At 70.4% G+C, this 18,279-nt stretch carries 14 protein-coding genes; 3 read left to right on the top strand and 11 right to left on the bottom strand.

What is annotated here, in order from left to right:
• Positions 1-148: 148 nt before the first annotated feature.
• The 6 genes from ACZ43H_RS06270 to ACZ43H_RS06245 form a co-directional block, all read right to left on the bottom strand.
• Positions 149-1,918: an MOSC domain-containing protein gene (locus tag ACZ43H_RS06270; protein ID WP_464588637.1), complete on the bottom strand. Its 1,770-nt coding sequence runs from the start codon at positions 1,916-1,918 to the stop codon at positions 149-151.
• Complete coding sequence (locus tag ACZ43H_RS06265) at positions 1,897-2,931, bottom strand: SLAC1 family transporter (protein WP_464588635.1); 1,035 nt, start codon at positions 2,929-2,931, stop codon at positions 1,897-1,899. The genes ACZ43H_RS06270 and ACZ43H_RS06265 overlap by 22 nt, the downstream gene beginning before the upstream one ends.
• A 269-nt stretch (positions 2,932-3,200) precedes the next feature.
• Complete coding sequence (locus ACZ43H_RS06260; protein WP_464588634.1) at positions 3,201-4,064, bottom strand: alpha/beta fold hydrolase; 864 nt, start codon at positions 4,062-4,064, stop codon at positions 3,201-3,203.
• Positions 4,065-4,127: 63 nt separating this feature from the next.
• Positions 4,128-4,841, bottom strand: coding sequence for an alpha/beta fold hydrolase (locus tag ACZ43H_RS06255; protein WP_464588633.1), 714 nt, complete (start codon positions 4,839-4,841; stop codon positions 4,128-4,130).
• A 65-nt stretch (positions 4,842-4,906) separates the two neighbouring features.
• A complete protein-coding gene (locus ACZ43H_RS06250) occupies positions 4,907-5,278 on the bottom strand; it encodes a winged helix-turn-helix transcriptional regulator (RefSeq protein WP_464588632.1) in 372 nt (123 codons plus the stop codon).
• Between the two features lie 53 nt (positions 5,279-5,331).
• Positions 5,332-5,697, bottom strand: coding sequence for a cupin domain-containing protein (locus ACZ43H_RS06245; RefSeq protein WP_464588630.1), 366 nt, complete (start codon positions 5,695-5,697; stop codon positions 5,332-5,334).
• Between the two features lie 267 nt (positions 5,698-5,964).
• Between ACZ43H_RS06245 and ACZ43H_RS06240 the strand changes: the two genes are divergently transcribed.
• Complete coding sequence (locus tag ACZ43H_RS06240) at positions 5,965-6,687, top strand: pyridoxamine 5'-phosphate oxidase family protein (RefSeq protein ID WP_464588629.1); 723 nt, start codon at positions 5,965-5,967, stop codon at positions 6,685-6,687.
• Between the two features lie 10 nt (positions 6,688-6,697).
• A complete protein-coding gene (locus tag ACZ43H_RS06235; RefSeq protein ID WP_464588627.1) occupies positions 6,698-6,943 on the top strand; it encodes a DUF2630 family protein in 246 nt (81 codons plus the stop codon).
• A 45-nt stretch (positions 6,944-6,988) separates the two neighbouring features.
• Here ACZ43H_RS06235 and ACZ43H_RS06230 read toward each other — a convergent pair whose 3' ends face one another.
• The gene (locus ACZ43H_RS06230) at positions 6,989-8,437 is read right to left on the bottom strand and encodes an ATP-binding protein (RefSeq protein ID WP_464588626.1); all 1,449 of its coding nucleotides are present in this window, start codon (positions 8,435-8,437) and stop codon (positions 6,989-6,991) included.
• Entirely contained in the window at positions 8,434-10,110 is a 1,677-nt protein-coding gene (locus ACZ43H_RS06225) for an NAD(P)/FAD-dependent oxidoreductase (protein ID WP_464588624.1), read from the bottom strand. The genes ACZ43H_RS06230 and ACZ43H_RS06225 overlap by 4 nt, the downstream gene beginning before the upstream one ends.
• A gap of 330 nt (positions 10,111-10,440) precedes the next feature.
• On the opposite strand from ACZ43H_RS06225, the gene ACZ43H_RS06220 reads away from it, so the two are divergent.
• A complete protein-coding gene (locus ACZ43H_RS06220) occupies positions 10,441-10,830 on the top strand; it encodes a UBP-type zinc finger domain-containing protein (protein ID WP_464588623.1) in 390 nt (129 codons plus the stop codon).
• Positions 10,831-10,919: 89 nt separating this feature from the next.
• Here the strand turns inward: ACZ43H_RS06220 and ACZ43H_RS06215 are convergent, their stop codons facing one another.
• From ACZ43H_RS06215 to ACZ43H_RS06205, 3 genes are all read right to left on the bottom strand, one after another.
• Entirely contained in the window at positions 10,920-11,933 is a 1,014-nt protein-coding gene (locus tag ACZ43H_RS06215; protein ID WP_464588621.1) for an SLAC1 family transporter, read from the bottom strand.
• Positions 11,934-12,227: 294 nt separating this feature from the next.
• Positions 12,228-15,089 (bottom strand): AAA family ATPase, encoded by a 2,862-nt coding sequence (locus tag ACZ43H_RS06210; protein ID WP_464588619.1) that lies wholly within the window; start codon positions 15,087-15,089, stop codon positions 12,228-12,230.
• Complete coding sequence (locus tag ACZ43H_RS06205) at positions 15,086-17,956, bottom strand: helix-turn-helix transcriptional regulator (protein ID WP_464588617.1); 2,871 nt, start codon at positions 17,954-17,956, stop codon at positions 15,086-15,088. Before ACZ43H_RS06205 ends, ACZ43H_RS06210 begins: the two co-directional genes overlap by 4 nt.
• Positions 17,957-18,279 lie beyond the last annotated feature (323 nt).

Genomic DNA, 18,279 nt, shown 5'->3' with positions numbered 1-18,279 from the left:
TGGGAGTGGGCGGCGGCCGGTGCAGAGCGGGAACCTCCAGTGGCGTAGTGGTGCCCTGTTGCTTCTCGTGGCGACCTCCTGAGGGGTGCATTGTCGGCTGAGCGAAGGGGGCCGAGTCGTCGGCAAGCCGCGAGGCTCCGGTGTCGGCTCACAGGTCGAGGACCATGTCGTCGCGTGGTCGGCTGATGCAGATCAGAGCCTCGTCGGGCCCGGGCGGCTCCAGCGGTTCTGTGGTGTAGTCGACGGCTCCGGACATCAGAGATGTGACGCAGGTGTGGCACACGCCGCTGCGGCACGACCATCGGGTGGGCACATCGCACGCCTCCGCAAGCTCCAGCACGCTCGCAAACCCCGCGGACCAGCGCGTCGTCAGCCCGGTCCGCGCGAAGGTGACCGCCGGGCCGGTGCCGGGGGCGCCGGGCGGCTGATGGGCCGGGCGTGCGGGCGCCGCGACGACGCCGGGGTTGATCGACGAAACCGACCCGAACCGTTCGGTGCGGATCTTGCCCGGTCCCAGACCGGCGGCAACCAGCGCGTCGGTCATCTGGTCCATGAACGGTGTGGGTCCGCACAGGTAGACCGATGCGTTCCTCGGCAGCCCCAGGGCCGCGACCACGTCGGTGGACAGGCGGCCCGCCTCGAGTCCTGGCGGCAGCGGCGGCTGGTCGTCACTGAGAAAGAACCTGGACCTGGCTGTGGGCAGCAGCGCGAGCAGCTTCTCGACCTCGCCGGCGAACGCGAGGGTGTCACGGGTCTGGGTGGCGTGAATCCACCAGACGTCGCGACTGGTGCCGGTCTCAGCCAGCTCATGCAGCATGGCCAGGACGGGCGTCGCGCCGATGCCGGCTGAGATCAGCACGACCGGGTCGGGGCTGTCGTCGAGCACGAACTCGCCTCGCGGTGCCGCGACCTCGATCTCGTCCCCACGGAGGAGCTGGTCGTGCAGGTAGCTGCTGACCTGGCCGGCAGACTCCCGCTTGACGCTGATCCGATAGGTGGGCCCCCCACCTGTCGAGGGGCCGGAATCGTTGCCCGCTGCCATGACTGCCGAGAGTGAGTAGCTGCGTACCGGCGCTGGATCGCCGGCGCCGGTGACCCGGAGCGTCAGGTACTGGCCAGGTTTCGCCGGCGGGAGGGGCGCCCCGTCGACTGCGGCGAGGTAGAACGAGGAGACGAGCGGGGACTCGTGCACGACGTCTCGGACGACGAGCTTGCGGAAGCCGGGCCAGGCGGACCGGGTGCCGGCCGGCACGCCGCCCGGTGAGCGGGCACCGGGCCCGGCCTCGAGCATGTCGCGGAACGACCCGAGCCAGCCGGGGCTGAGTGCCGGGATATCGGCTGCGAGCTTCACCAGCTCCAGATCCGGGTTCGGCAGGTACAGCAGGGCGTCGACGGTGGCCACGCTCAGCTGGTGCCGTCCCCGTTCCAGCAGCGTGATCTCGTCGCCGGCGGCGACGTGCCCCTCTTGCAGAACCCGCAGGTAGAAGCCCGGGCGGCGGTGAGCGACCAGAAGCGCCGGCAGCTGTGGTTGACCGAGCCGCATCCCGACGCGGAAGCACGTCACCCGCGGCTGGGTGACCTCGAACTGGGCCTCCCCGATCGCGTACCGGTCGCCGATGCAGACCTCGTCGTCGGGCAGTCCGTCGACAGTGAAGTTCTCACCGAACGTGCCCGGCGGCAGGTGATCGACTTCGAAGTGCTTCTCCCAGTGGCGGTAGGAGTGGGACTGGTAGACCAGCACCGCGCGTTGCTCGCCGCCGTGACCGGCAAGGTCACCCTGCCCGTCGCCCTCGATGTTGAGCCGCCGCACCAGGCGACGTCCCTCCACCGGTTCCTTCCACACTCCGGTGCGTACGGTCCGACCGGACCAGTCGACGGGCTTCGGCAGGCCGACGTTCAGCGATACCAGCGAGACCATCGAGACTCCGTCTCCGGGCGGCCACTGCCCGCCCTCGTCGTGAGCATTCGTCCTCTCCCCCACAGCGCAGCCGACCGGCCGGTGCGTTGTCCAGACACCGCCGCAACGGCCAGAGGGAGCACGGCCACGGTCGACCTGACAGCAAGCACGGTGATGCCGGCGCTCACCGCTACGAGGACGGCGACGGCGCCTGCGTGCTGCGCGGGCGGCGGCGCTGCGGAGCGGGCGAGCCAGTCCAGCGCGAAGGCGGCCCCTGCTGAGTAGGACACGACCAGCGCCCACCAGCCGGCGCCGAACGGCGTCCGGCCGAACACCGGAACCAGGCACAACTGCACGCCCACCATCAAGCTGAGGTAGCCGGCCAGAGCGCCCACGACGAGCCCGCGCGGGTCACCGCCCAGGAGCAGCCAGGCGTCGGCCGCGGCGGCCGGCGGCGCGGCGAGGATGGCCAGGCTCGGCGTCAGCGCGGCCGGCAGCGGAGCTGCGAGGGTCAACCGGGCCAGCACGATGGCGACGATCGCGACCCAGCTGAGAAGGCCCCAGCCGTAGGCGAGGACTGCGAGGGTGCGGTAGCCGAGCAGCGCACCGCTGCCCGCGGCGACCAGCCCGCCGATCGCGGTCGGCAGCAGGTAGCCCGGATGCCAGCGTTCGAGCCGTACCCCGCCGACGATCCACCACCCGCTGAACCACGACCCCAGCGCCGCCAGGGACACCAGCCCGACGAGGAAGACCGCCCGACCGGCCTGCTCGGCGTGGGCGCCGAGGGCCGGTCCGTACACCATCAACAAGATCGGCGTGAGCGCCACGAACGGTCCCAAGATCGGGTCACGCGCCTCGGCGCCCAGGCTGCTGCACCGGCGAACGTCCGCGACGCACCCGCCTGCGATGAGGGCGGCGAGCACGGCTGAGCTGAGCCACCAGGCGTTCACCGACCACACCGGCAGCCCGGGGAGTACCTGGCGCGACGCGGACCAGCACTGCGCGACCGCCGCGAACCCCAGCGGCACCCCCATCAGGTCGAGTCGGACGCGGGCTCGTGGGCGACCGGCTCCGGATGCGTGCCCGTGTGGCCGCCCATCTGGCTGCCCGGGCTCCTGCTCTGCTGCCTGCGTGGAAGCAGGTCGGTCGGCTGTGGTGTCCTCGTCGGGCATCCTCTGCCCTCGTCTCGGGCTCGTCTCCGGCTCGTGTCCGGCTCGTGTGGGCTGGCTGCTGCCGGGGTAGTCGCCTCCGTGCGCGCCGCGGAGGGCCGGGGTGGCGCGCACGGATGGCGGGGACGCCCCGGTCAGGTGTGGGCGCCGAGGAACCCGCGGATGTAGCTGGAGATGGTGTCCAGCTGGCTCTCCAGCGCGAAGTGGCCGGCGTTGAGGAGGTGGATCTCCGCGTTCGGGAGGTCGTCCTTGAACGCCGGAGCTCCGGGGGCGCCGAAGATCTGGTCGTTGGCGCCCCAGACCGCCAGCAGCGGCACCTGCGTGTTGCGGAAGTACTCGTGCAGCGCCGGGTAGCCGTCGATGTTGTTGATGTAGTCGTGGAACAGCTGCAGCTGCACCTTGTCGTTGCCCGGCCGGTCCAGATAGGCCTGGTCGACGACCCAGCAGTCGGGATTGACCAGGTCGGGTTCGTGGACACCGTGCAGGTATTGCCACTTCGTGGCCTCGGCGCTGACCAGGAACCGCACGCCGGGTTCGGTGTCGGGGCCGGGGTTCTTCGCCCAGGCCCAGATCGGCTCCCAGAACTCCTCGACGAAGCCGGCCTCGTACCCGTTGCCGCTCTGGGTGACGATGGCGGTGACGCGGCCTGGGTCGGCGAGCGCCAGGCGCCAGCCGATGGGTGCGCCGTAGTCGTGGACGTACATGGCGAACCTCTCGATCTGCAGCGTGGCCAGCAGCTTCGAGGTCACGTCAGCCAGGGCGTCGAAGGTGTAGGGGAACTCGTCGACCGACGGCATGGCCGACTCCCCAAACCCGATGTGGTCAGGAGCGACGACGTGGTAGGTGTCGGCCAGCAGCGGCATCAGGTTGCGAAACATGCGCGAGCTGGTCGGGAAGCCGTGCAGGAGCACGAAGGTGGGTGCGCGCGGGTCGCCGGCTTCGCGGTAGAAGACGTTGAGGCCGTCGATGTCGACGGTGCGGTGGTGGACGGGGACCATCGGTCTTTCCTTTCGAAGAGCTGATGTGGAGAGGTCTCGACGTGGGCGCGCGACTTGCCGCGCTCAGGCATCGACCGAGGGCTTGGCGGCCTCGGTGACCATCTGGACGATGTCGTTGGGGTGGGAGATCCCCACGACGTGCGAGGCCCCGGGAACCTCGAGGGTGTGTTGGGAGTTCGCTCGCTCGGCCATCACGTGGTGAGCGCCGGCCGGGATGTTGCGGTCCAGCTCGCCGAAGACGAACCAGCTCGGTACCGACCGCCACAACGGCGTCGCGCCCGATGGCTCCGAGAGGGCCGCCTCGGTGATCGGACGCTGCGTCACCGCCATGAGGGCCGCCTGGTCCGGTGAGAGGTCGGCGGCGAACTGGGCGTGGTAGCGGTCCTGGAGGATGTACATGTCGACGCCGCCGTCGGTCAAGGGAACCGGCTGCAGGGTCTCGGCCAGGGTGCTGCCTGGCGCGAGGGAGGCCGCCTCACCCGCGCTCTCGTTCTCCGCGAGCGCGAACCCGGCGACGTAGACGAGCCCGACGACGTCACCGGCGTCGGGCGGGACATTCGTCATGACCGCGCCGCCGTAGGAGTGGCCGACGAGCAGGACGGGACCGTCCAGGCTGCGCACCAGGGAGGTGAGCGCTGCCGCGTCGCCGGCTACGCTGCGCAGCGGGTTCGCCCAGGCGATGACGCGGTGCCCGGCTCCCCGGAGCTTGGGGATGACACCATCCCAGCTCGCGGAGTCGGCGAAGGCGCCGTGGATGAGGATGACGTTCGTGTTCATGCGTTCTCCTTGAGGCTCAGGCGAGGCTGCTGGCCGCGGGGACCGAGGCGGGCAGCCACTTCGCGTCAGCGAGTCGATTCCCTCGCAGCGTCGCGGCCTGCGAAACCGCGAGCATCGGCTGATCGACTGCGAGGTCGGCAGGTCGCGGGCGAGTCCGGCAGGTTCCGCTCGGCCCAGGCGGTCAAGGCCTCGGAGGTCGGCCCACGTGCGTCACAGGACGCGGTCAGCCGGTCGGTCACGGCGACCGGTGGCTCGGAGCTGACCGCGCGTTCGCAGAGCCCTGCCTCGGTGAGCTCTGCGAACCGGTCGGACAGCATCGAGTCGCTGATGCCGGGCAACGAACGCTTCAGCTCGGCGTACCCGGCAGGTCCGGTGAACAGGACGCTGAGCGACAGGCCGTTCCACCGCTTGTCAAGAAGGTTCGAAACGGGTGCCACGTCGAATCGCGCCGGATCATCAGGGCGAGGCGTCGGCTCGGGGAACGGCTGCGCTACTCGACGAGGGTTGCGACCGGCTGACCGGACTCGACGATGTAGGTCGAGAGCATCTCCCCTGCACCGGGGCCGAGGTCGACGGCGTTGTGCGGCGTGCGTGGTGGGATGAGGAAGCCCTCGCCCGCGTGCAGCGTGATCGTGGGCCTGTCTGCGATCTCCATCCGGACCGTTCCCGCGAGGATGAACCCGACCTCCTCCCCGGGGTGGGTGTGCCACCCGGACTGCACACCTTCGGGGATGACGGTGAGGACCTGGACGATCTCCCGCCCGGGGATGGAGGAGTCGCTGCGCTGCAGCTCGGTGCGTTGCAGGGTGCCGGCGAGCTGGTCGGTGCTCTGCTGTTCGTGGCGGTTGGCGCTCATGATTCTCCCTTCGGGAGCCGTCCGACGTGGACGGCTCGAATCGGCACGAGCAGGGTCAACGGCATCGCACTCCCGGCTCCGGGACGCCGCATCCGTCACATGACTGTGCGGGAGCCGCCGCCCGCCGCCACATGTGTGCCAGCCCGGCGGTCTGCCGCTGGCCGGGCGATGCAGTCACCTAGCCGATGGCGTCGACCACCCGGTTGGCCCACACTCGGCCGGAGAGCAGCCCCAGCCAGACCCCGCCGCTGACCCGAGAGGAATCTGATGAGCCGCGACTACTACGCCATCGCCTTCACCTCGGCCGTCCGCGATGCGCAGGTCCAGTACGGCAGCCGGGCAGCACAAGACCGCCTCCACCAGGTCACGGGGGCGGACGACGGCCCGACGATCGACCCACCGCACTTCGGGACGCCGGTGCGTGCACGGATGCCGCATGACCCGTTGGGTGAGGCCGAGCGCGCCTTCATCGCCGAGCAGGACGGGTTCTATCTCGCCACGGTGTCGCAGAGCGGCTGGCCCTACGTCCAGTTCCGAGGCGGCCCGGCCGGCTTCGTCACCACACCCGACGAGCACACGCTCGCGTGGCCGGACTTTCGCGGCAACCGGCAGTACGTCACCACCGGCAACCTCGACGGCGAGTCGCGGGTGGCGATGATCTTCCTGGACTACGCCCGTCAGGCCCGGCTGAAGATCTTCGGCGTAGCCCAGGTCCGCGACGTCCTGCACGACCCCGCCGCGGCCCGCGCGATCACGCCTGCGCACTACCCGGCGCGGGTCGAACGCGAGGTGCGCGTCCGGATCAGTGCATTCGACTGGAACTGCCCGCAACACATCACGCCGCGGTACACCGCCGAGGAGTTCGAGTCGGCCATGGCACCGCTCCAGCGGCGCCTCAAGGAGCTCGAGCAGGAGAACGCCAAGCTGCGGCGCTCGGCGGCACCGACGGCCCCCTGGGTATCGAGTCCAACCGCAACCAGCGAAGGGTGAGGCACGCGCCATGGACGACGACAACATCTTGGACCGAATATCCACACTCATCGCCCGCGAGCACCACCTGCGAGCCAGCCGCGAGACCGGTGGGTTGACCGCCGAGGCGGAGACGGCGGAGCTGAAGGCCGCCGAGGTCGAGCTCGACCAGTGTTGGGACCTGCTGCGTCAGCGGCGGGCGCGCCGCGAGTACGGCGAGGACCCGAACGACGCCACCGCTCGGTCCGAGTCCGTGGTGGAGAACTACTGGCAGTGAGCGCCTGCATCCGCTCCGAGGCCGCCGCCGGGGTTCGTCGGCCCCCTAGCCTTCTCCATCCTCGTCGTCGGCGCTGACGCTGGTCGGCTGCTCGAGGGGCAGGCGGACGAGGAACGCCGTCCTCCCTGGACGCGAGGTCACCGTCAGGTCACCGTGATGACGGTGCACCACGATCCGGCAAGCGACGTCGAGACCGAGGCCGCTCCCCTGACCGAACGGCTTGGTAGTGAAGAACGGGTCGAAGATGCGTTGCTGCTGTCCCTCGGGGATTCCGACCCCCGAGTCCTGGACGGTGATGAGCACCCGGTCGTCCTGGGCGAGCGTGGTCACGGTCAGGACACCGCGACCGGACATCGCGAAGATCGCGTTGTCGATCAGATTCGTCCACACCTGGTTCAGCTCTTGCACATACCCCGCGACGGCGGGCAGCGCCGGGTCGTAGGCCTTCACGACGGAGATGTCGGCGAGGCGGTCTGCGAACATCGTCAACGTCGCATCAAGCAGCTGATGCACGTTGACCGGCTCGGCGGATCCGCGGCCGAGCCGGCTGTACTGACGAGCGTCGGCGACGAGCGCGGAGATCCGGGCGGTGGAGTCCTCGATCTCGCGCATCAGCAGCTCGGTCTCGACCGTGTAGTTCAACCATCGAAGGGCGTCGTCGAGGAGTCGGGTGTCGATGCCGTGCGCGACCCGGTTCACGAAGTCCAGACCTAGGCCGGCTTGCACGAAGGTCGGGGCGAGGTCCCAGCCGTCGGCGATCTCGTAGGCCTCGAACCACTGGAACAGCTCCTCCTGGGCGTCGGCGGCCTCGAGGGAGCCGAGGTGGGGCGCGCTCGCGACGCAGGCGATCGCGACGTCCTCGAGCTGGACGAGGGTGCGCAGGTCGTCTCCGGAGTAGTGGCCGTCGGCGAGCACGGCGAGCTTCTCGCGGGTGCGCCACAGCCGGTTGCGCAACGCCGCGACGGCCCGGGTGGCGGCCGCGGCCGGGTTGTTGAGCTCGTGGGTGAGTCCGGCGGCCAGCGAGCCGAGCGCGACCAGGTGCTCGCGGTGCGCGATCGCCTCGTGCCGCAGCTCGGTTCCGGTGCTGAGCCCACCGAGCAGATGCACGGCCATCGGGAACCAACGCCGCATGAAGGTGGCGAACGCCCGGGCCGGAAGGCAGAAGAAGCGCGAACGCGAGTTCACCCGCACCGAGTGCGGGTACACCTGTGCGCGTCGGTCCTCGAGGTAGGCCTGAATGGCGCCGCCGTAGGTTCCGGGGTGGTCGGTCCGTCCGGTCTCGACCTCGGTCGCGCCGGTGCCGGTCGTGATCGCGACCTCGCCGGCGAGGAGCACGTAGAGCCACTCCGCGGGGTCGCCCTGCCGGCACAGCAGGCCCGGCTCCACGGTGCGACAGGTGCCTTCGGCCGCCAGCCAGTCGAGCTGCTCACCGGTGAGATGCTCGAACAGGAACAGGCCGGCCAGTTCCTCGGGGCGGCAGCGTTCGGCGGTCACGACTGCTCCAGGTAGCGGTGGATGAGCATGACGGCCATGGCGCCTTCACCGACGGCGGACGCGACGCGTTTGCCGGAGTTCGCGCGGGCGTCACCGGCGGCGAACACCCCGGGCACGCTGGACTCCAGGTGGTAGGGCGCTCGGGTCAGCGGCCAGCTCCGCTCGAGGTTGGGGTGGTCGATGAGGTCGGGTCCGGTGACGATGAACCCGTGCCCGTCGCGGCAGACCTCGGGGCCGAGCCAGTCGGTGCGGGGCTGAGCGCCGATGAACAGGAAGAGCCACTGCGCCGGCACCCTCTCGGTGACAGCAGCGCGCCGGACGGTGAGGGTGAGCTGCTCCAGGTGCGTGGCGCCCGACGCTGCGACGACCTCGGTGCTGGTCCGCACCGCGATGTTGGCGGTGCCGGCGATCCGGTCGATCAGGTACTGCGACATGGACGCGGCCAAGGTGGGCCCGCGCACCAGCATGGTGACCGACCGGGCCCGGCGGGCGAAGTGGACCGCCGCCTGGCCGGCGGAGTTCGCGCCACCGACGATGAAGACGTCGTGTCCAGCACATTCCTCGGCCTGCTGGGGGCTGGCTCCGTAGAAGACGCCCAGGCCGGTCAGCTCGTCCACGCCGGGGATGTCGAGGGTGGTGTAGGAGACCCCGGTGGCGAGCACGACCGCGTGCGCGGCCACCGAGGTGCCGTCGGCGAAGGAGACGGTGTGGGCGGCGCCGCGGCTCTCCAGACCAGTGACCGCTCGGGTGGTCACCATCTCGACGCCGAACTTCCCCGCCTGCCGCCGGGCCCGCTCGGTCAGCTGCGCGCCGGTGACCCCGTCCGGAAAGCCGAGGTAGTTCTCGATGCGGGAGCTCTGCCCGGCCTGACCGCCGGCGGTGGACCGCTCCACGAGCAGCGTCCTCAGCCCCTCTGAGGCGCCGTAGACTGCGGCGGCCAGACCGGCCGGTCCGGCGCCGGCGATGATGAGGTCGTAGTCCGTGTTGGCCGGCGCCGTCGCCAGGCCCAGGCAACGGGCGAGGTCGGCCTCGGTCGGTTCGACGAGCACCTCTCCAGTGGCGGTGATGACGGCCGGCAGCCGGGCGGGGTCGAGACCCGCTGCCGCAGCGAGCCGCTCGCCGGCCGGTTCGTCGATCGGGAACCAGGCGTAGGAGGCCTGGGCGCGGACAAGGAAGCTGCGCACGCTCGCCGTCGCCGCCGACCAGCGGTGCCCCACCACCTGCAGCTCGGCCAGCTGCGCTGGTCGGGCGTCGACCCACTGGTCGAGCAGGTCGTCGAGCACCGGGTACAGCAGCTCCTCGGGCGGGTGCCAGGGCTTGAGCAGGTAGTGGTCCAGGTCGACGACGTTGACCGCGTCGATGGCCGCCTCGGTGTCGGCGTACGCGGTCAACAGCACCCGGCGCGCCTTCGGGTACAGCTTCAGCGCCTGCTCGAGGAACGCTATCCCCGACATCGCCGGCATCCGGTAGTCCGCCAGCAGCAGGGCCACCGGGTCGCCGCGGACGGCCAGCGCGCGCAGTGCCATCAGCGCTTCGTCGCCCGACTCCGCTCGCATCACCCGGTACTGCTCGCCGTAGCGACGCCGCAGGTCGCGGGCTACCGACCGCGACACCTGCGGATCGTCGTCGACGGTCAGGATGACCGGTCGTCGCCCGGAGTCGTCCGTGTCCACCTCGTAGTCCTTCCCGCGTGCCTGTCCCGGTCGTGCGAGCGGCCGGCACGAACATTGCTCAGATTCGCGCGGCGGTCGGCGTCGAAGAATCGGTCAGGTGACTGCACCCGCTCGTCGAGGGCCGCCGGCCCTCGGGGGCCTGACTCGGCGCCCGACGTGCGGCCCGGCTGGGTGCTGTGGCGCTGCTCGGCTCAGTCCTGTGCGCAGTCGGATGTCCGATGCGGGCGGGGCCACAGACCCGCGAGACTGTCGCCGATGCCTCTCAGTCCCGCGCACCAAGCGTGGGCCGAGCGGTCTCGAATCGCGACCGGAAAGGATAGGGAGGACGCAATGACCGGATCGGGTGCTGACGACGAGTACTCGCCCTTGGCGCCGGATGGGATCGATGTCTTTGCCGTTCCGTCCGGCGAGGGGTGCGCCGACTGCGAGGCTGCGCAGCCGCCTGGCTGGTGGTTCCATCTGCGCCGTTGCGCGGTGTGCGGGCACGTCGGCTGCTGCGACTCCTCACCCGCTCAGCACGCTCGCGGGCATTTCACCACCACCGGCCACTCGGTCATTCAGAGCTTCGAGCCCGGCGAGGACTGGTTCTTCGACTTCTCGAGCAACCGGATGTTTCGCGGCCCGCACCTTGCGGCGCCCTCCGCTCATCCCGAGAGCCAGCCTGCGCCCGGACCCGCCGGTCGGGTCCCGGCCACCTGGAGGAGCCTGCTGAACCGGTGATCGCTCGGTGATCATCCGAGCCGCGCCGCGGCGTCGGGCGTCCCGGGTACCTGCGGCGCCGCCTCACGAGCGCGTCCGGGTGGGGTGAATCAGCTCTGGTCTCTGACCGGTTCGCGCGGCAGGAAGGTGCCGTTCCAGACCCCGGCCAAGGAGCGGACTGCGAGCGCCACGATGGCCACGGTAACCACCACCAGGACCATGACAGCCAGGACGGTCTGCGCGGCATCGGGCAAGTCGGTCAGCGGCAGCCAGCGGATCCCGAACGCCGCAACCGCCGCGTAGGAGAAGGTCAGCGCCCACCACCCCGGACCGAACGGCACGCGGCGGAACTGGGAGACGAGCCCGATCTGGACGCCCACCATCAGCACGCCGTAGCCCGTGATGACGGTCAGCAGCAGGTCGCGCTGTTCCCCGTTGATGGCCAGCCAGGCGGCACCGGCGACTGCCGGCGGAGCTACTTCGATCGCCAGGGTCGGGAGAAGTGCCGTCGGTAGCGGCGGCCCGAGGAACAGGCGGCCAAGCACAATCGAGCCAAGCACCAGCCAACAGATCATCCCGTAGCCGAACATCAACTGCGCGAGTGTGGTGAAGCCGAGTGTCGCCGCACCGTTGGCTGCGATCAGCCCACCGGCGACCGTCGGCAGGAAGTAGCCGGGGTGCCAGTGGGTCACATTCAGGGTCTCGATGATCCACCAGGCGCTCATCCAGCACCCCGCCGTGACGGTGAGGGCGAGCCCGACGAAGTAGACGGTCTTGCCGAGCGTGGGGACGTGGGCGGCGAGTGCGACACCGAGCATCACCGGAAGGATCACACCGAGTGCGGTGAAGGGGCCGAAGACGGGGTCGCGCAACTCTGCGGCTAGGCGATGCTGCCCAGCCATGTTCCGCACGAGCGCCCCGAGCACCACCACCCAGGCGGCCGCCGACAACAGCCAGCAGACGTCGATGATTCCCTGCGGACTGTCGAGCACGGTGCGGGAGGCCGCCCAGCACTGCGCCAGACCAGCGAGACCGAACGGGATCCCGAGCAGGTTCGCCCGGAGGAGAAGCGGGGACCGCTCGGTGGTTGCGGGGGCGGGGGCCAGCTCGTTGGGCATGGTCATCAGGTGTCCTTCCGTCGCGCGAGCGTCGTTCGGCAGGCGGGCAGGAGCCGCCGGTCCGGGCTCGGCGCCGCTGGTGCCGGCACCTCAGTCGACGAGTCAGCTCTCGCCGGGCCGGCCGCCCTCATCCCCGCTCCTGTCATGTCGCCGGCTGCCGTCGAGAGCTCTCCTCGCCGTGCCTGACCATGGATCGGGGGGCTCGCCCGTCGGTCTGGTGGTCGCCCCGACGGCTTGGTGCTCGCCTCCTCGAGTCAGTGCTCCTCGGTCTGCCCTCGCAGCGTGCGCCCGGCCGGGCACTCAGGCATCCGCCGAATGACTGCTCTCTCGGGTGTCGGCCGGGGCGACGGTGTCGGCGGTCGGTGGTTCGGCAGCGGCGGAGACGTTCTTCAGCGCCTCGGTGAGCTGCGCCCGCGAGGTGACGCCGAGCTTGGGGAAGACCCGGTAGAGGATCGCGCCGATGGTGCGGTGCGAGAGGAAGAGACGCTCGCCGATCTCCCGGTTCGTCATGCCCGCCGCGGCCAACCGGGCCACGTTCAGCTCCCGTTCGCTCAGGGCGCCGTCGCTGGAGGTCGGCACCTCCACGGCCCGCTCACCGCTGGCGCGCAGCAGGTGCTGCGACCGGCGGACCCACGGCTGAGCGGCCAAGGACTCGAACGCTGTGAGGGCTTCGCGTGCGTGGATGCGGGCCGCGCCGGGGTCGTGGTGGCGATGCAGCCATTGGGCGTAGCTGAGCTGGATCCGTGCGCGCTCGAACGGCCAACGTGCTCCTTCCGGCACCCCCAGGGCAGCCTGGTACGCCACTGCTGCGTCATCCCCCGCACCGACCAGCGCTGCGCAGCCGGCGCTGACCATCGCCAACCGCGGCGAGATCCGTCCCACCTGCGCGGCGGCCATCGCCTCCACGTGGCGCCGACCTTCCTCGGGCCGTCCCACGCGCACACAGGTCTCCACCGTGTCGAAGAGGACCCAGAGCACGTGCGGTGCGTACGGCGGCAACGACCCCGGGACGCTGATCTCGCGCAGATGCCGGTACGCCTCCTCGTAGTCCTCCCGCACGATCGCCCGCAGCGTCTCGAGATGGTGAGCGAACGTCATGGCCATGCCCGCGCCACGGCTTGCCGCCCACCGTGACATCTCGGCGGCGATCTCGGCGCCGTCGGTGGTGTCGCCACGGCACACGTGGACCAGTTGCCGGATGTAGCCGCCGAGGATCACCGAGTAGCGGCGGTAGCCGTACTCCTCACACATCCGCAGGCCCTCGTCGGCGAGCTCCACGGCCTCATCCCACTGCCCGGTCAGCCAGTCGTCGACGCAGCTGGAGACGAGTGCGTTGATCGCCAGCGCAACCGCGCCGCCCTGCCTTCCGTCCCGGATGACGCGCCACAGCGGTTCGCGGCATCCGGCGAGCCGGTCGGTGTAGACCCCGGCAAGGGCCACGCGGGTGATGGTGACCGGATCACGCTCCTGCGCGACCGTCTCCAACATCTGCTCCAGCTGCGGAATCGTCTCCAGAGCCTGGTGGACGGGGTCGCCGAACATGCGGTGAACCACATCCACGCCCTCGGCGACGTGGGCCCCGAACCGGTCCATGCCCTCCAGAAACGGTGTCCACAGCGCTCGGCGGCCACCGAACCAGCTCATCATCAGCAAGCTGTGCATGGCGTCGGTCAGTACACGGCTGTCCTGTGCCCCTTGGGCGGCGTGGGCTCGCAGCGCTTCGGCCAGCAACCGGTGCGCGGTGCCGACCTCGCACTCACCGTTGAGCAGGACGTAGGAGGCGGCGACCGCGGCCGGCAGCGACGCCGTGATCTCCGGTTGCAGGCTGTCGGCGTCTTTGAGCAGCTCGATCGCCCGGTTCAGGTCACCATTGACGTCGGCGCCGATGAACGCCGCCTGAACTTGCCTCCTGGCACGCCCCTCGCGGCTCGGGGTGAGATCCGCGGCCGTCTGCAGGGCCTCCATCGCTCCAGCGGCATCACCCATGCTGAGCGTCGTGATCGCATACTGCTCCAGGGCGTCGGCCAGCGGCTCATCCGGCGCCGAGGCCGCCTGCACCCGATGCCTCATCGCGGCGTCCGGGTCGTCCCCGGATGCGGCAGCGAGCGCCCGGTGAGCCGAGCGGCGCTCGTCCTCGCTGGCCAGTCCGACCACGGTGGCTCGTATCAGCGGATGGGTGAACCTCACCGCGTTCGATGTCTCATCGACCCGCACCAGCCCCGCCCGCTCCGCCTCACCCAGTCCCGCCAGCTCCGGGTCGTCATCGGAGCAAGCCAGGTGAAGGTGCCGCAGGTCACCGCCCGACCCCTGCAACGCTGCGGTCAGCAGCTGGCGCCGAGCCGGCGCCGACAGCGCCGTGACCCGGTCACCGAACAGGTGCATCAGGCGCCGTCCCACCGGCAGGACGGCCGGCAGCGGGGCCTGCCCACCGCGCTGCCTGCTGCCCAAGGACAGTGGCAGCTCGAGCAGGGCCAGCGGTAGCCCGTCGGCCTCGTGCACCACTCGGTCCCGCACATCCATCGGCATCTGTGGGTAGCGGGCCGCCAGCAGCTGGTGAGCGTCGGCCCGGCGCAGCGGGCGCACCACGTGCTCAGGTAGCCCCGCCAACGCGAACAGCCCTCCGTAGCCGATCCGCCGAGTGGCGAGGACACCGATCCGGTTGCCAGCGGCCCGCCGCGCGGCGTAGGCCAGAGCCTCCGCGCTTCCGGCGTCGAGCCAGTGCACGTCATCGACAACAACCAGGAGCGGGCGCCGAGCCCCTTGGGTCCGAAGCAGGTCAAGGACCGCCGCGTGCACCTGTTCGCGGCGCGTCACCGGCCCGGAGCGCAGACCCAGCGCCACCCCAAGGGCGTCCCGGGCCGGGGACCCCACCTGGGTGTGGCCGGAGAGCAGCGGCCGCAGCAGACCCGCAAGCATGGCGAACCGGTCGCCGGTGGCGAACTCGACCCCGGTCGTGCCCAGCACCGCAAACCCGGCCTGTTCGGCAAGCCGGGCCGCCTCGTGGAGCAAAGCGGTCTTTCCCACCCCGGCATCGCCCACCAAGACCAGGGAATCCCCCACCGATCCGACTGAGGACACGAACGAACGCAGCAGCGCCTCCTCCGGCGTCCGCCCGATGAGCGCGCCGCCCGCGGGCGCCGCGCTCGGCCCCATGTCGCTCATGCCTGGCCCTCGGTGCCGTACTCAGGCCGGCCGCGATCCTGATGCCGGCCTCCGGACCAGGCTCCCGGCCAGCCATCGTGCCATTCTCGCTGTCCGCTTCCCATCGGCCCTGGCGTGGCGTCCGACATGCCGGGACGCGTCAGGGCAGCCGCCAGCATCGCGCGGTTCTTGACGCCCAGCTTCTCGAACACGTGGTGCAGGTGCGCCCCCACGGTTCGCGCCGAGATCTGAAGGCGCTCGCCGATCTGTGCGTTGGAGAGCCCCTCGGCGGCCAGTTCGGCGACCCTCGCCTCCTGTGCGGTGAGCGCCGGCCGAGCGGACCCCGCAGGCTTGAACTTGCTCGGGTTGGTGGCCAGCAGCTCCGCTCGGGCCTGCTCGGCCCACGGGGTGGATCCCATGCCGTCGAACAGGTCGAGCGCCACCTCCAGGTGCCGACGAGCAGGCAACGTCTCACGGACCCGACGCAGTCGCTGCCCGTAGCGCAGCTCGATGCGGGCCCGGTCGAACCAGAACTCGGCAGCCGCGGGCAGCGCCAGCGCCTCCTCGTACAGCCCCTCGTCGAACGGCTCAGCGCGCAGTGCTCGTGCTCCTGCGACCAGCAGCTCGGCATGTGGCGACGCCGCCTCGACCTTCGCGCGCCGGTACCTGGCCACGACGTGTTCGGCCAGCTCGTAGTCACCGTTCAACACGGCTGCCTCGACCGGGTCCAGCAGGTGGAGAAGGTCTCCCGGCGCGAGGGGCGCCTCGAAGAACGGCCGGACGTGGTGACTCGCCGCTCGATAGTCACAGCGAGCGAGAGCGGCGAGGGTTCGAGCATGGGCGACAGCCCGTTGCACGTAGCCGACGTTGCGCGGACCGGACCAGGTCGCCATCTGCGCACACGTCGCGTTGCATCGCTCCACGTCTCCGCGGCCGGCCGCGACAAGTGCGGTCGCAAACCGCGAGGCCACGGCGTGGACCACGTGATCGTCGGTCTCGCTCATCTCCACGGCGTCATCCGCCAACCGGGTCGCCTCGTCCCACTCACCGGTGAGGAATGCGTGTACCGACAGCACGCGCACCGCCACCGCTGCCGGCATCATCGGTCCACCTTCGCGGGCTTCGAGGACAAAGCGGGCCAGCGCGGACCGCATCTTCGCCGACAGCGGGATGGCGAGCCCCAGTGAGGCGAAGTGCATCGCCTGGGACGGATTAGGCTCTGCCGGCAGCGCCGCGAGCTTCCGCTGGATCTCTGTGCCGACGACGCGAGCATTCGTCAGCGGATCAGCAAACAGCGAAGCCATCAACGTGAGCGCCGGGTTGGTGACGCCAAACCGGCGCATCAGGTCCAGGCACCCTTCGCCGTAGTCCGGCCGGCTCGCCCATCCACACACCATCAGCAGCCCCTGGAAGGCGTCGGTCACCGCACCTTCGTCCTCGAGCTCGGACACGCTGGCATGAGTCAGGGCGTCGGTGAGCAGCCGGTAGGAGGTATCCACATCGCCGACCCGGAGGACCCTCAAGATGACGTCGGTCGTGGTGGCGCGTAGCCCCGGTCGGCCCTCGACGTGGCCCGTTGCTCCGCGCAGCAGCGCATCGGCCTCCTCGAGACGTCCCATGACAAACGCCTCGAGGTGTGCGGCCCGAACGAGCGGTGCTCCTCGCTGGTCCGCAGTAGGCGCGAGCGTGGCCGCGCGCAAGAACCCGCGCATCGCCTGGTTGGGATCTCCCTGACCCAGCGTCTCGTCCGCGGTCGTCATGACCGAATGCGCGACCACCGGGTCAGGGGCCAATGTTGCGGCGGCCCGGTGGGATGTGCGGGCTCGCTCGTCGACTTCCGCGTTCTCCGCCAGCAACCTGTGGACCGTGCGGCGCTCTGCGCTCTCGGACATCTCGATGATCACGCGGCGAGCTACTTCGTGACAGAAGGTGAACGCGCCATCGGCGGCGACCGTCACCACGCCTGCATGGCGCGTGACCTCGAGATCGGCTGCCATGAGCTCGCCGGCGGCGCGGAGGCGACCAGTTGGCCCGGGCGGTGCCAGCGCAGCCATCAGCAGGCTATGCCTCCCCTGCGGGGAGAGCTCCGCGCATGCTGCGGCATACCGTTCCTTCAGCCGTGCCGGGACCGGCAGCTGACCGTCGGCGACCGCTTGGGCGAACCTGGAGGGGTCGATGCTGGCCTCCAGCGCCAACTCGCGCAAGACGAGCGGGTACCCACCCGAACTCGAGACCACCGCACCCACCGAGCTCGGAGGGAGATCCGGGTAGGACCGCGTCACCAGGATTCGACTCAACGAGGGAGCCAAAGCCTGCAGAGTGTGCGCCGGTATCGTCTCCCACCCGCCAGCACGGGCTTGGTCCTGCCCGGCCACGATCAGCGAGCAACCCGGCTGCCACTGCCGCGAGAACAGGTTCAGCAACACCGCGGTGCTCATCGCGTCGGTCAGTTCCGCGTCGTCGACCAAGACGAGCAGGGGCCGCTGGGAGCTCAGCCTCTGGGTCACACGGGCGAGCGAAACCGCGACCTCCTCGGGCGCGCACGGTCCACCTGGCGGATCGACAACCCCGTACAGCGCGTCTGTGACTCGCTGCGGCAGCCGCGCGACGTGGGGGTAGACCGGTTGTAGCACTTGATTGAGTGCGGCGTATGCCACCTCAGATTCGTTCGACGAACCGGCTGCCCGAAGCACAGCGAACCCTGATTCGCTGGCTCGTGCGGCCGCGTAGTGGAGCATCGCGGAGCGTCCGAGACCACACGGGCCGTACAGGCCGAGCGCGCCTCCTCGGACGGGCAGGTCAGCGAGCGTCTGGTCCACCAGCGCGGTCTCTGCTTCCCGGCCGAACAGCGCGAGCGCCTCCCCCCGCGGCCGTTCGTCCTCCAGCATCGCCCACCTCATCTACGTGAGACGCCAGCACATGACCACGGAACGCCCACCGCTCGTCCCAACTAGCGGGGCGAGTGGGGTCGACCGATGGTTGCGTGCCCCGAGATCGGCGTCGCTGCCGTTCGATCTCTGCTCGAGTCGCCCTTTCGGCCCCCCTCTGACGTGAATCATCGCCCGATAGGCCATCGTCGTCCCGTCCTGAGAGCCCGTCCATGGCGGATCGCTTCGCATTGTGAAGTGACGCTGCACAGTCGAAGCGCCCAGCGCTGCTCCGAGTCCCTCTTGACCGAGCAGCACCCCGTCCGGGCTGGTCAGAGGGGATG

The sequence above is a fragment of the Nocardioides sp. DN36 genome (assembly GCF_055380375.1).
The sequence above is the reverse complement of the archived record's forward strand: the minus strand, read 5'-3'. Positions and strand labels throughout refer to the sequence as shown.